Consider the following 13420-nt stretch of genomic DNA (forward strand, 5'->3'; position numbering starts at 1 on the left):
GGAATTGTCATTGGGGGGATGACCGGAAATGACTGTGGTAGTCATAGCCAGCCATAATAGCGATTAGCATTAGAAAGAAACACGAAAGGGTGATAGCCGATTCGTGCATGTTTTCATTTTGAACAGAAACTAAAAGATGGAGAAATGGGGTTAAAATTGGACTAATTACTTCTCGCTCGAGGCTATCCAAAGCTTATAAAAATCACTATAACCGGTTTGGTTAATCTCTACGCCATGAACCTCAACACTATTAAAAACCTTCTCTTTGCCGTGAAATAACGGACAAAGTAACTTCTGTTGATAAAGCGAATCTTCAATCTCTTTCAAGTCGCTCATTGGGTCCTCGCCACTCACAGCAGCTCTAACTCTCTCGCAATGCGCCTTCATCTCAGAATTGTTGAAAATGAACCTGAGCCCAGAGGAAGCAAGTAGCCAATCGTAAAGGCCATAATCGGCTGGCTGTTCGATAACTTCTTCAATGAATAACAAGTCTGCCGATTCACTCATGGAGCTAGGGGCACTGATATTGGGAAGCTCAACAACTTCAATAATGACACCTGTCTTTGCAATCGTTTGTTGCAGCCAGTCAGACATCTCTTGAAGTAAAGGAATCGTCATTCTAGGTCGTGTTAACACAACAGTTCCCGTCAAAATAGGAATGGGATTACTGCATGTTAATTTACTCGGCGAGAAAGAGAGATCATCCGTCACCATATCAGCATCAAACTCTTTACTGCTGGACTTGATAAACGATACCAGCCTGTCGAGTTCTTCAGGGGTTATGCCCGAGTTCTCTCTACGATTAACCGCAAGATACGAAAGTGCATTGATAGTGGTTTCTTCAGCAACACCCGATTGATTAAAACTCAGAGTGTGGTCATTCAAACCTTCTATGTCGGTGAGCGTTATCTGTTCTAACAAGGCATTTTGAGCAAAGTAACCTCGGTGACGTTTAAGAACCAAGCGCTCTTCGCTCCAATCATCTAATGAGAAAGGACCAGTTCCAATATAGGCACTGCGACCGCTCGAAAAATAAGTACGCTTGCAACGATAAATAGACGCGTGTGGACTACTCAATGCATAGAGAAACATTGGGTTTGCGTGTGTTAGCTCAATAGTCAGTTGTTTATCACCCACAACTTGAACATCACTGACCTGATCAAATAAAGACTGTACTGGCCCTTCGATATTTTTTAGCTGCAACAAACATTGAGCAACGTCTTTAGCCGTTAAAGTTTCACCGTCGTGGAATAACACATTCGGTCTCAACCAAAAATGCAGAAAGCGCCCTTCCATCTTCCAATGGTGCGCAAGGCTCGCTTGGGGGTTTCCCTCATGATCTTGGACGAGTAACGTATTGTAGAGACTTCTTAAGATGTGATGTTCGGCGGTTCGGTATGTTTTTGCTGGCTCAAGGTTATCGACCCACGGATATTGAGTGATCAGCAAATGGTCATGTTGTTGATTGAACAGACTATGCTTTTCAGTCGCTAGCGTCAGTGCCTTTATTGCAGCATCACCATAGCTTTCTAGAAGACGAGGAATAACGTTAAAGCACCCTTGTTCTAACTGAAGCGCTAACACTTGTTCTAATGCTTCGGGAAAGCTGACCAAAATTCTAAATTGGCTAAGCTTCCCTCTTCCTTTAGACGGAATCCAACAAATCCAGCGATATTCCGATAAGCATTTAAGAATGATCGAAGTGTTTCTGCGAGACGTCGATAACGAGTGTTCTAGATCATCGATCGTTAGGTGATACTCTTCACCTAATTCATACTTTGCAATAAGCTGCTGAAGTCTACGTAAGTTAGCGTCGTTCAATGGGTATCCGAATTAAGCGTCTAGAGGAACGAGAATAGCTGTAACCCAAATGGGAGGTCTATTTACTCATTCAAGTTGGAATATGCTTTATGAAACTGTTGATATAAATAATATCAAGATCCAACTTAATTTATAAACACCTCTTTTAGCAAACAAAATAATCACTGATCGTGCATATTCAGCGACAAAAATAAGTGGGAGATTAATCATCCACCGGATTCGCTATTTGCTCTGCATTCCACTTACCTTCATGAATCGCTGAATTGACGTCTCTTCTTGGTAGCCAACCCATGGTTTCAAGTTCTGGTTTATCTTTGAAGTGATCAACGTAGCCAATACACAGGTACGCCACAATATCGATGTTTTCCGGGATATCTAGTGCGTCTCGCAGTACTGAATCGTGGAGAATGCTCACCCAACCTAAGCCTAGGTTTTCAGCTCTTGCTGCGAGCCACAAGTTTTGAACCGCACACACGGTGCTGTACAGATCCATCTCTTGTTTGATGGTTCTGCCTAAAACTACTTTTCCGGTTCGGTTTCGGTCGCAAGTCACACAGATTCCGATAGGCGATTCAACAATACCTTCAAGCTTTAATCGCTTATACATCTCCTGCTTTTCATCGGTGAACATTTCCGCTGATTCGGCATGCGCTTGATTAAAACCCGCTTTGATTTGTTGCTTAGTTTCGATATCACGGACAACGACAAAATCCCAAGGCTGCATAAAGCCAACACTAGGAGCATGGTGCGCAGCGGTTAACACACGCATCAACACATCGTCAGGGATCTCTTCTGGAAGAAACTGACCACGAACATCTCGGCGAGAAAAAATCGTTTTATATACTGCATCGCGTTCATTCGTCGTAATTTCCATACATCCCTGTCTTATCGTCGTCTTATTGAGCCAGTATTATCCAACTAAAGTGTGTATGTTGCTAGGGCGTGTTGACCTTTCGTGGTTAAATTTCGTTCGAGATAAAAGCGTTTTAATCGCGGCGAGGGAGAAGTAGCCTAGTCATTCTAAGCAAATCTCCCTCAACAAAGAGTAAAACGCTTTTAGCCGAACCCTTCGGGCAGCGTTTGCTGGTCATTTCTACTACGTTACCGGCTTCTCATGTAGGCTAGCTACACATCAAAGCCTCTGCCTTGTATAAATACCCAGCAACTCGCTGCAAAAATTAGCTCGAAAGATCAACATGCCCTAGTAGTACACAAGCAACATGGTAGAATGCCGCCATTAATCTTATCCTTGTATAAGATTGTTAAACCTTTCCATCGCTATTTAGCCAAATCATACCGAGAAACTTATGCCATTTTCCAAGCTTGGATTAAGCTCACCTATTGTTAAAGCCGTTGCAAAACAAGGCTATGAAAAGCCAACCTCTATTCAAGAAAAAGCAATTCCGATTGTGCTTTCTGGTAAGAACCTTATTGCGGCAGCACAAACAGGTACAGGTAAAACTGCGAGCTTTGTTCTCCCTATCTTAGAAATGCTAAGCAAAGGTGAAACGCAGCGTAAAAAACGTATCCGCGCAGTTATCCTGACGCCAACGCGTGAGCTGGCAGTTCAGGTTGAACAGAACATCACTAAGTACGCTAAGTTCCTAAACCTAACATCACTAGCGATGTACGGTGGCGTATCTTACCAACACCAGAAAGATCGTCTTATTGAAGGCGTCGATATTCTTGTGGCAACACCAGGTCGTTTGATCGACATGTACGGACAACGTGCCGTTCACTTTGATGAAGTTGAAGTTCTGGTTCTAGATGAAGCTGACCGCATGCTAGACATGGGTTTCATTGAAGACATCAACAAGATCATCGCACGTCTACCACAAGACATCCAAAACCTACTTTTCTCAGCAACGCTTTCAACACCAGTGCGTGCGCTAGCGAAAAGTGCAATCAGTGAAGCGGAAGAGATTTCGATTGCCAAGACTGATGCGTCTAAAGCGAACATTGAGCAATGGTTGGTAACAGTAGATAAAGACCGTAAGTCAGCACTATTGAGCCACATGATTACCGAAGGTAACTGGGATCAAGCGCTTATCTTTATCGAAACCAAGCACGGCGCGGCTAAGTTGGTTGCTCAACTTGAGAAACGTGGTATTCAAGCGGAAGCTTTCCACAGTGGACGTAGCCAAGCGATTCGTGAAAAAATCTTGGCTGACTTCAAGAAAGGTCGTCTAAAGTACTTAGTCGCGACGGGTGTTGCTGCTCGTGGTATCGATATCGACAACCTAAGCCGCGTAGTGAACTACGACATGCCTTTCCCAGCAGATGATTATGTTCACCGTATTGGTCGTACAGGCCGTGCTGATGCATCTGGCGAAGCGATCTCTTTCCTATCGAAAGATAACTTCAAAAACCTGTGCATCATTGAAAAGCGTCTGGGTCACTTGATTGAACGTCGCGTTGTTGAAGGTTTCGAACCACGCAAAGAAGTGCCAATCTCAGTATTGAACTTCGTTCCTAAGAAGAAAAGAGAACAGCAACAAGACTAAGTAATTTCAGCTATAGAAAATACAAAAGTCGCGTTAGCCAAAATGAAAATAAAACGAAGCCCTATTTGGCTTCGTTTTGTTCTTTGAAATACATATAACGTTGAGGCAATAAGATGATCACTCCTATCGCAACGAGATTAACCCGCGGCCAAGACCTAAAGCTTGAGATCCAAAGGTTAGTGACCACACACAACATCTTTGCTGGCTCTATCGCATCTTGTGTCGGTTGTGTTTCTCAACTCAATATTCGCTTAGCTAATACCAACAACACCAAGCTAGTTCAAGCTCCGTTCGAAATAGTCTCGGCGATGGCAACGCTAACCCCAAACCACCAGCATGTTCATATATCCGTTGCTGATGAAAATGGCAATGTGATTGGTGGGCATTTACTGGAAGGGACGATTATCGCAACCACGGCTGAACTGATCGTTCACCGCTACGATGCTTTGACCTTCAACAGAGAGCATGACGATTCAACAGGGTACACTGAGCTTGTTATCGGCACTAGCAAATAACTGATTTACCCATAGCAACACCAAACGCCCCATATAAAGCGATACTACCAAACAGCAATTAGGAAACACGATGGCTTCAAACTCCGCAGATTCCGTTATCGTTCTCGATTTCGAAACCACAGGCTTATCACCCAATATGGGCGACCGAGCGATTGAGATCGGTGCGGTTAAACTCGTTAACGGCGAAGTCGTCGACACCTTCCAGCAACTCATGAACCCAGGGTTTCGTGTGAGTGGCTTCATTGAAAGCTACACTGGCATTACTAACCGTATGCTGAGCACCGCGGCCAGTCGCAGTGAAGTGATGGATGAGTTTGCAGACTTTATTCAAGACAGTCAGCTTGTGGCGCATAATGCCTCGTTTGATAAACGCTTTCTCGACGCAGAATTAGACGATATAGGGCGCGATTACAACGGACAGTTTGCATGCTCGATGTTAATTGCTCGTCGGCTAATCCAAGACGCTCCGACCCATAAGTTGGGCGACCTAGTTCGATTCAAGTGCATAGATAACGACGGCACTTTCCACAGAGCATTAGCCGATTCAGAAATGACAGCAAGATTGTGGCTGTTAATGATCGATGAGCTGCAGAGTGACCACGGTATTCAACAACCGAGCTTCCAATTAATGCAGAAAATATCGAAGACGGCCAAAGGTTCGATTCCAAAGCTACTGATGAGTAACAGGGGTTAGGTTCCGAAATTCAGTTTGATGAAAGGCTAGCTCGATAATAACCGCTAGCCTTTAAAAAGAATGCTCTACTCTTGCAATGACTCCAACGTTCCTTTGAGGCTTTCTAACTCATTCATAAAATACGCCCACTGCTTGTTACTGCTGGTCGCGGCGATATCTACTAAAAACTTGGCTGATGTTTCCATATTTTGGTTGAGCTGTGACTCAAGCTCATCAGGATAATAAGCTTCATTGTTTAAAAGCAACTTCATAATAATTGGCTGAGCAATATGCAGGTCGCTCTTCTTTGCCATCAGCGTCGTTAGTTCTTGATAGGTGTTGTTTTGATATTGTCGCCAGCTATTATTGGTGTTTACCCACTCTTGAGACCAAGCCAAAATAATCTGTTTTTGTTCTTTCGATACTGAACCTAACCACCGTTCTGCACGCTCTTCAATTCTAGTTCGGTATCGCTCTCTCGAATCGGCATCGTTCAATGACAACCTTTCTTCATAATAGTCTTGCTGCTTTTCACGAAAGTTCTTTAAGAACTCCCTGCCTTGCTTAGGGCTAAGCTGCATACTCAAGGCGTAAATATCTGGAGCGAACTTATTGACGATTGAGCGAATATGCTCTTTCGTTTGTTCACTTTGGCCCACAATAAAAGCGGGATTCATATCCGACCGATCTACGTTTTGAATCGCTTCTAATTGCGAGATATACAGAGGTAGCTGAGTTTCTTTATGCCATTTCTGTAATATATCTAATCGCTCTTCAAGCTCGGATTCTTGGCTATTTGAGAGGGAGACAAAATCTTCTATATAGCTAACAACAAACCAACCTATATTGTTATAGGCGAACTTGGTCCCGCACCCAGTAAATAGAAAACAGATCACTAAAACTAACCACCGGCACTTTCTCATTCTACCCTCTCACGACATTCAACAAAGCCACAAACCGATTAACTCATCTCTTTAAGGTTAGCCTAGTTCTTATAACACTAATTCCAGCTCTTATAAAAGTAGCCTTAATAAACAGTGATCGTAAAAACTTTGAGATAAATTGAGAGCCAAACTTGCTAATCTAGCTATTTAGGCAAATGATTAAACTAAAAATAATTAATAGCAGTGATGTAACTTGATTTTATTACTCATTTGACGCAATACGAACCCTATAAAAAAGTTGGGGTGGCGTATTTCAAATGATTGATATTTGGGAGGGAAGCTATGGCCGCTATTCCTGATCATCCAAGCGATTTAGAATATGAGCTTTGTTATTTTGACGATGGTTCAATAACCACAATCACGATATTGGTTCACAATCGACAGGAAGCGATGACTTGGTATCTTAGCGAAGGAAAACATATCAACGATCTTTATTCAATAAGACCCGATGAATAATGCTTTGGTATAGAGAACTAGGTCGATAAACCTAAGATAAGAAACTTGAGTGGCATTTTGTGGAACACCCTTTACTGCAATGCCATTAATTAGCAATGTCGTTAATTAGACATATCGCAGCAAAGGGATTCAGTCTCGAATTACTTCAGGATTCGGGCGCGGAATTGACGACCCTTCATTTTACCTGATTCGATTTTGTTCAGTGCTTTCTTAGCCACAGATCTTTCTACTGCTACGTAAGCACGCATTGCGAACAGATTGATCTTACCTACTGATTTACCATCAATGCCGCCTTGGCCCGTCAGTGCGCCAAGAATATCACCAGCACGAAGCTTAGCTTTCTTACCGCCATCAATTTGGATGGTAACCATGTTTGAGTAGTACGGCTTAGCAATTGGTTTTGCTGGCAGTTCAGATGGCTCGATTGGCATGTCCATGTACTCATCAATTTGAGCAACACGGTACATCTCTTTTTCGCTAAAGAAGCTGATCGCTACGCCTTTGCTTCCTGCACGGCCAGTACGACCAATGCGGTGAACGTGAACTTCAGGGTCGCGAGACAATTCAAAGTTGAACACAGCATCTAGGTTATCAACATCAAGACCGCGAGCCGCAACGTCTGTCGCCACTAGAATCGAGATGGTTTTGTTTGAGAACTGAACCAAAGCTTGGTCACGTTCACGCTGTTCCATGTCACCATGAAGTTCGATAACACTGAAACCGCGATGGCTTAGCTCATCGTTTACGTTCTGCACTTCTTTCTTAGTGTTACAGAACACAACCGCAGATTCTGGTTGGTGATGAAGTAACAGCAACTCTAGAGCGTCATCACGAGCTTCAGAACCTTCTAATTTGTAGAAGTGTTGTTGGATGCTTGAGTGATCGTGTGTTGATTCAACCTTCACCATTTCTGGATTGCGCATGATGCGGTCTGCAACAGATTTGATCTGTTTAGGGAAAGTCGCACTGAATAGCAGAGTTTGGCGTTCTTTTGGCGCCGCTTCAATCACAGCATCCAAAGCGTCTTGGAAGCCCATTTCTAGCATGCGGTCAGCTTCATCTAACACAAGAGTGTTCAGCTCAGACAGATCAATACGACCTTTCTCTAGGTGATCCAAAATACGACCAGGTGTGCCCACAAGAATGTGTGCGCCATGCTCTAGTGAACCAATCTGTGGGCCCATTGGCATACCGCCACATAGTGTCAGCACTTTAATGTTGTGAATACCACGAGCAAGAGTACGAATCTCTTTTGCTACTTGGTCTGCAAGCTCACGAGTCGGACATAACACTAAAGACTGAACACGGAAACGCTTAACGCGTAGGTTCTGCAGCACGCCTAAACCGAAAGCAGCTGTTTTACCTGAACCCGTTTTACCCTGACCGATAACGTCCTTGCCATTTAGGATAGTAGGAAGACTTAACGCTTGGATAGGCGTCATTTCAGTATAACCAAGAGAATCTAACGTATTTAGAAGCTCTGGTTTAAGGGCGATTGAAGAGAATTTTGAAGTGCTCAATGGAAATATCCAACTGGTGAAAAACAGAGTGCATTATGAGTGTTTTTGAAAATTATTCCACCTTAATCACAGTTTTGGAGAAACATGTTAGGCGAACACAAAAAAGCCAGCTTACTTAGCTGGCTTTGACTTCTATACGAATTGCTTTCTATGGCACACCGTGACCTTTAGATGCAAGCCATACTCGATACCACTGTTCGCGCGTCAGCTCGATTTTCAGTGCATCAACCGCAGTCTTCACACGCGCAATCTTACCTGAACCAATAATCGCGATCGGATTCGATGGTAAACGACAAACCCAAGCGTAAATCACTTGATCAATGCTGTCTGCACCCACTTCTTGACGAATCGCCTCTAGCTCATCACGAACACGAATTGCTTGCGCTGAATCGCCACTAAAGATGCTACCACCACCGAGACAAGACCATGCCATCGGGCGAATGCGGTTCATCTGCAGTTGATCTAGCGTGCCATCATGAGCCACTTCAAAGTTCAATGGGTTGATTTCAACTTGGTTGGTCACTAACGGCTTACCGAGTCGAGATTGAAGCAGTTCGAACTGACGCGGTGAAAAGTTAGAAACACCGAAGTGCTTAACTTTACCTACTTTGTGTAGCTCTGCGAACGCTTCTGCTACTTCATCTGCATCCATCAATACGTCTGGGCGGTGAATCAACAATACATCGATATCATTAACACCTAAGCGCTCTAGTGAATTATTTACTGATTGGTAAATATGCTGCGCGCTGGTGTCATAGTGATTGATCTTACGATCAGGAGTGTGGTCACCACATAGGTTGATATCGCACTTGGTGACGATTTGAATATCATCACGAAGGCTTGGTTCAAGGGCTAGCGCCTCACCAAACAACTTTTCACATTGGTAGTTACCGTAAATATCCGCGTGATCAACAGTTGTGATGCCAAGATCAATATGTTGCTTCAGGAAAGTCAGGCGTTGTTGCGGGGTCATGCCCCACTCTGCTGTACGCCAGTATCCTTGCACCAACTCAGAAAGTTCTGGGCCTTGTGGCGCTATCGTTACTCTTGCAACCATGGGTTGTCTCCTTTATCAATACTGAACGTATCCTAAGCTCGTTTTACCGAGGGCTCAACGTATAACAAATGGCAAAGGTAAACGCTTATTAAAAATGTGAGAGCCGCAGAAAAACGAACACTTAAATAAATTATAACTTGCTGTCTGCCCGTGAGCCGTTCTCCTGAAAGGCTTGTTTAGCCTAATAAATAACGAAACTATCTATAAATTTGAGCAATTAAAAACGATTAAGTTCAACCGTTAAGTTATCACCATCACTCTGTAACTGAATCCAAGGAGAAGTAGAGCTAGAAGAAGATAAGCTAGGCACATTCCACACACTCAGTTGCTCTGCTGAACCGTGAGGCGCGTTGATAAATTCGACCAGCTGTTTATCCACCTTATCAAAACCAACACCTTCATTTCGAGCTTGTTCGAGTTGAGCAGTAACATCGAATTCATCTTCACCAATACGAATTGAACTGAGAGCAAAGCCATCTTGGCGAAGGTATGCCTGAAGCTTTGTGTAACTTAGGTGCGAATATGGCAGGTTTAAGCGAACTGTTTCAACGCTTGAGTCGCCCAGCTCCAGTTCAACGTAAACATCCAGATCATAATATTGGGTTAAGTCACTGCACAACAGCGTATCTTCGATCTCACCACAATCCATCAAGTCGATATCGTTAATATAGTTTTGAGAATTCGGCAAACTTGGGCTGCTGTTAAATACTGTTCTTAGCCACCAACTTTCGGTTGCCTGCGCTGAAAATGAAATAGCATTGAGGGACAGCATTAGAGGCAAGATTAAAACTTGAAAGATTTTCATCGACTGGGCTTATTTGGCGCTATATGAAGTGTCCATTATACGTGACCAATCGACAAACAACCGCTCGAGTCGCAAATTTTAGGCGAAAAAAAACGGGCATACATGCCCGCTAGATAAATTCATCACCGAATAACGTAATCCGTCACGTTGAGAACCATTACGAAAGAGAGGATATCACTCTCCCACAACGGTTACAACATATCGTACCCATTACTTATAGCCACCTTCAATCGCTGGCTCTTCAAGAGACAATCTCACTTTGTTACGTTGAATAGCTTCTGGCGGTAAACTGATGAAACCGTATTGGTTCAACACGCCTTGATGATCTTGTGACAAGGTAAGCCCAACAAAGAACTCCTCTTGTTCCGTAAAGCCTTTGCGATGCGCTGGAATATTCAAGTACATGTAATAAACCGTTGCTAACGGGTAGCGACCAGAGAGGATCGTTTCCTTGTTTAGATCGTAGTTCACACCTAGGTTATCAACCACGCTCAACCATTTCACGTCTGAGATTTGATCTGAGTAAACGGTGTACCCAATGGCTGCATCTTCGTCTTCAATCTTATTAATCAGATCAGGCAGATCCGCCAAGAACTGAGTATGGGCATATTCACCTTCCGTTCCACATTCGACCCAACTTGAAAAGGTAGTATGGCCTTTCAGGTTGTGATCAATGGCAAAGGGCAACATATGAGTATCTAGGCTTTCACCGTTACGAATATCACTACTTGCTGACCATTTGGGATGTTTAGGATCGTTAGAACAACCAAACACATCAATTAATTCAGCAACGGTGATTGATGTTGCTGGGTTATTTTCATTGGCTAGAATCGCTATGACATCGGCAGTGAACATCAACTCTGTTGGCCTATAACCGTAACGCATATCAAACCTTGCCATCTCTTTGTCAGTCCACTTTTTGGAAGTGATACCAACACGCGAGCGCTGCATGATCATCTGTTCTGGGACACTATCACTCAACAAGATTTCTAAGTCGATCTCTTGGCTCTTAAGCAGATCTTCTACAAGCCCCTGCATATTCGGCTCAATCGCGACCAAACCCATGTCAGTGGCGTCATTCGCAAACGTCGATACAGAGAACAACGCAGGTATAGCAGCAAGCAGCAAGCCCGATTTATTAGCTAGACATTTCATTACTGGCCTCCTACTGGATCAATCGACGTTTTAGACTCAACATCGCTATTACTATCGAGCTGCATTTCTGAAGTGAAGATGTTCCAAGATGGATTCACTTCCATGCTCTCTGTCTTAATCACCGCAATCGTTCTGCGCTTACGCTTGTGAAGATGCTGAGTTAAGCTGGTTATCTGAGTAAACTCTTGTTCAAAGATTCGCTCACCATTGACGCCTCTATCAATCAACGCGTCTCGAATCACGCCAGTTCTTTTCTTCGCCAATGCCTTGTTATACACGTTTGTACCTTCAGCACTGGTGTCACCAACTAAGGTAACCGAAGCATCAGGCTGCTCTCCTAGTAAACGCACCAACTCATTTAATACAGCGGTATGATCAGGTTTAAGGTCATACTTATCAAAATCAAATGCCACACTTAATACTTCAACATCTTCGACAATTTTCCAATTGGCACACCCTTTAATGTCTACCGTTACACCTTCTGGCGTATCGGCACATAGATCTCGCTGGTTGATCACACCATCTCGGTCATTATCGGCTAAGTCATCAATTTGGTGGCGTGTCATTGTCGTATCAGGCGTTTCTGCACATCCCATTAGCAAGATAGAGCTAAGTAGCGCTAGTTTAAAATGTCTCATTACTTATTCTCCCCTTGCCACTCTTCTGGATGTTCAATCCTCAACGCATACGTCAACATGCCCATCGCATTTAATACTCGATAAGCCGCTAACGTTTGATCATATTCAGTGCTGATGAAATTTCTTCGAGCCAAAAACACTTCTACTTTTGCATCAAGTACATCAAGAAGGCTTCGTCTGCCAACATTGAATTGTTGGATATAGCCAAGCTCTGCAATTTTCGCTGCATCAACGTTCTGTTGAAGTAGAGATTTCTGCTGCTCTAGCATCTTGTATGCGTTCCAAGCCAATTGTGTACCTTCTCTAACCTCACGCTCTGTTCGTAATCGGATCGCCCTTGCTTCTTCCACTCGCCAAGCTGACGATTCAACTCTAGAGTCGGTAGAGAAGCCATTAAACAGGTCATAATCCATCGTCAACATCAGTCGAGCGTCTTCATCAACACCACCCGGAGGGTTAGACACGTTGTCATTCTTGTTCGCATGAAGCTCGAGTTTTAGCTCTGGGTAGTAATCCCCTTTCTCGCGGCGCATCTCTTTACGAGCCGCGTCGATATCAAGCAAAGAGGCTTTGATTTCAGGGTGGTTCTCGACAGCCTGTTCTAGGGCGACTTGAGAAGAGCTTGGTAACAAGGCGTAATCAAAACGGGGGTATACCAAGTTCACAGCAGGCTTGCCAACCAAGCGTAGATACTGAGTTTGCAAATCAAACAGGTTGTTCTGAGCAGCAATAAGTGAAGACTGCGCGGTCGCGACACGGGCGGAGATCTGAGCCAGATCCGAGTTACTACTCAAGCCCTTGCTCTTTTTATCTTGGATATCTTGATAGATCTCTTGGTGCTCTTTTACGTTACGCTTAGACAATTCAAGTAGCGTCTCTGCTTTGAGGATATCGAGGTAATTTCTCACCACATCTAACGATACGTTTTCAGCTCGCGAAATCAGAGTTAGACGCTCAGCTTCCGCTTCGAACGTCAGTCGATCGACATTCGATGTGGTTTTAAAACCATCAAATAGTAACTGGGATACTTTAACGCCAATTTCCGTTCTCGTTAGGCCTCGATCATCGGTATCAAGTTTGCTACCACTGTTGTAGCGCGTCTCTTCATAACCTGCTGCCGCGTACAAATTGACTTGCGGCATATACAAACCACTCGCCGCGTCTCCGTCTCTGACCACCGATTGATATCGAGAGTACTGCGCCAATATCTCTGGGCTATAGTCGATGGCAAAGGCCACGGACTCTTCTAATGAGGCTGCTTGAGTCAGCCCGCTCATTAGTAAGCAAGAAGAGAGTAAGAATTTTGAATGCATTACACTTCCTTTTATATTT

13 protein-coding genes are annotated in these 13420 nt (G+C 43.8%); 4 read left to right on the plus strand and 9 right to left on the minus strand.

Features of this window, described 5'->3' with window-relative positions:
• Positions 1–165: 165 nt before the first annotated feature.
• On the minus strand, positions 166–1821 hold the full coding sequence (locus MSG34_RS01305; protein ID WP_248336063.1) for an ABC transporter substrate-binding protein: 1656 nt from the start codon (positions 1819–1821) through the stop codon (positions 166–168).
• A gap of 202 nt (positions 1822–2023) precedes the next feature.
• Positions 2024–2695, minus strand: a complete 672-nt coding sequence (gene bluB / locus MSG34_RS01310) for a 5,6-dimethylbenzimidazole synthase (protein WP_248336064.1) — start codon at positions 2693–2695, stop codon at positions 2024–2026.
• Positions 2696–3128: 433 nt separating this feature from the next.
• Here bluB and MSG34_RS01315 point away from each other — a divergent pair, with 433 nt between their 5' ends.
• From MSG34_RS01315 to MSG34_RS01325, 3 genes are all read left to right on the plus strand, one after another.
• Positions 3129–4325 carry a DEAD/DEAH box helicase gene (locus MSG34_RS01315; protein ID WP_017064352.1) on the plus strand — a complete coding sequence of 399 codons (1197 nt, stop codon included), beginning with the start codon at positions 3129–3131 and terminating at the stop codon, positions 4323–4325.
• A 113-nt stretch (positions 4326–4438) separates the two neighbouring features.
• Complete coding sequence (locus MSG34_RS01320) at positions 4439–4840, plus strand: DUF296 domain-containing protein (RefSeq protein ID WP_248336065.1); 402 nt, start codon at positions 4439–4441, stop codon at positions 4838–4840.
• A gap of 70 nt (positions 4841–4910) precedes the next feature.
• Positions 4911–5534, plus strand: a complete 624-nt coding sequence (locus MSG34_RS01325) for a 3'-5' exonuclease (protein ID WP_248336066.1) — start codon at positions 4911–4913, stop codon at positions 5532–5534.
• Positions 5535–5599: 65 nt separating this feature from the next.
• Here the strand turns inward: MSG34_RS01325 and MSG34_RS01330 are convergent, their stop codons facing one another.
• Entirely contained in the window at positions 5600–6436 is an 837-nt protein-coding gene (locus tag MSG34_RS01330) for a DUF6279 family lipoprotein (protein WP_248336067.1), read from the minus strand.
• A 303-nt stretch (positions 6437–6739) separates the two neighbouring features.
• On the opposite strand from MSG34_RS01330, the gene MSG34_RS01335 reads away from it, so the two are divergent.
• Entirely contained in the window at positions 6740–6913 is a 174-nt protein-coding gene (locus MSG34_RS01335; RefSeq protein WP_017064349.1) for a hypothetical protein, read from the plus strand.
• A gap of 140 nt (positions 6914–7053) precedes the next feature.
• Here the strand turns inward: MSG34_RS01335 and dbpA are convergent, their stop codons facing one another.
• The 6 genes from dbpA to MSG34_RS01365 form a co-directional block, all read right to left on the minus strand.
• Positions 7054–8433, minus strand: coding sequence for an ATP-dependent RNA helicase DbpA (gene dbpA, locus MSG34_RS01340; protein WP_017064348.1), 1380 nt, complete (start codon positions 8431–8433; stop codon positions 7054–7056).
• Positions 8434–8581: 148 nt separating this feature from the next.
• Positions 8582–9490, minus strand: a complete 909-nt coding sequence (locus MSG34_RS01345) for an aldo/keto reductase family oxidoreductase (protein ID WP_248336068.1) — start codon at positions 9488–9490, stop codon at positions 8582–8584.
• Between the two features lie 217 nt (positions 9491–9707).
• The gene (locus MSG34_RS01350) at positions 9708–10295 is read right to left on the minus strand and encodes a hypothetical protein (RefSeq protein ID WP_248336069.1); all 588 of its coding nucleotides are present in this window, start codon (positions 10293–10295) and stop codon (positions 9708–9710) included.
• Positions 10296–10505: 210 nt separating this feature from the next.
• Complete coding sequence (locus MSG34_RS01355) at positions 10506–11450, minus strand: substrate-binding domain-containing protein (RefSeq protein WP_248336070.1); 945 nt, start codon at positions 11448–11450, stop codon at positions 10506–10508.
• The gene (locus MSG34_RS01360) at positions 11450–12088 is read right to left on the minus strand and encodes an OmpA family protein (RefSeq protein ID WP_248336071.1); all 639 of its coding nucleotides are present in this window, start codon (positions 12086–12088) and stop codon (positions 11450–11452) included. Before MSG34_RS01360 ends, MSG34_RS01355 begins: the two co-directional genes overlap by 1 nt.
• Complete coding sequence (locus MSG34_RS01365; protein ID WP_048609701.1) at positions 12088–13401, minus strand: TolC family outer membrane protein; 1314 nt, start codon at positions 13399–13401, stop codon at positions 12088–12090. The genes MSG34_RS01360 and MSG34_RS01365 overlap by 1 nt, the downstream gene beginning before the upstream one ends.
• Positions 13402–13420 lie beyond the last annotated feature (19 nt).

This window comes from Vibrio sp. 1CM2L, from assembly GCF_023161695.1.
Classification (GTDB): domain Bacteria; phylum Pseudomonadota; class Gammaproteobacteria; order Enterobacterales; family Vibrionaceae; genus Vibrio; species Vibrio coralliirubri.

Bases quoted from the DNA above. Each gene is read 5' to 3' on its own strand.
- bluB (WP_248336064.1), bottom strand. From the start codon at position 2,695: ATGGAAATTACGACGAATGAACGCGATGCAGTATATAAAACGATTTTT.
- MSG34_RS01315 (WP_017064352.1), top strand. From the start codon at position 3,129: ATGCCATTTTCCAAGCTTGGATTAAGCTCACCTATTGTTAAAGCCGTT.
- MSG34_RS01320 (WP_248336065.1), top strand. From the start codon at position 4,439: ATGATCACTCCTATCGCAACGAGATTAACCCGCGGCCAAGACCTAAAG.
- MSG34_RS01325 (WP_248336066.1), top strand. From the start codon at position 4,911: ATGGCTTCAAACTCCGCAGATTCCGTTATCGTTCTCGATTTCGAAACC.
- MSG34_RS01330 (WP_248336067.1), bottom strand. From the start codon at position 6,436: ATGAGAAAGTGCCGGTGGTTAGTTTTAGTGATCTGTTTTCTATTTACT.
- MSG34_RS01335 (WP_017064349.1), top strand. From the start codon at position 6,740: ATGGCCGCTATTCCTGATCATCCAAGCGATTTAGAATATGAGCTTTGT.
- MSG34_RS01345 (WP_248336068.1), bottom strand. From the start codon at position 9,490: ATGGTTGCAAGAGTAACGATAGCGCCACAAGGCCCAGAACTTTCTGAG.
- MSG34_RS01350 (WP_248336069.1), bottom strand. From the start codon at position 10,295: ATGAAAATCTTTCAAGTTTTAATCTTGCCTCTAATGCTGTCCCTCAAT.
- MSG34_RS01355 (WP_248336070.1), bottom strand. From the start codon at position 11,450: ATGAAATGTCTAGCTAATAAATCGGGCTTGCTGCTTGCTGCTATACCT.
- MSG34_RS01360 (WP_248336071.1), bottom strand. From the start codon at position 12,088: ATGAGACATTTTAAACTAGCGCTACTTAGCTCTATCTTGCTAATGGGA.
- MSG34_RS01365 (WP_048609701.1), bottom strand. From the start codon at position 13,401: ATGCATTCAAAATTCTTACTCTCTTCTTGCTTACTAATGAGCGGGCTG.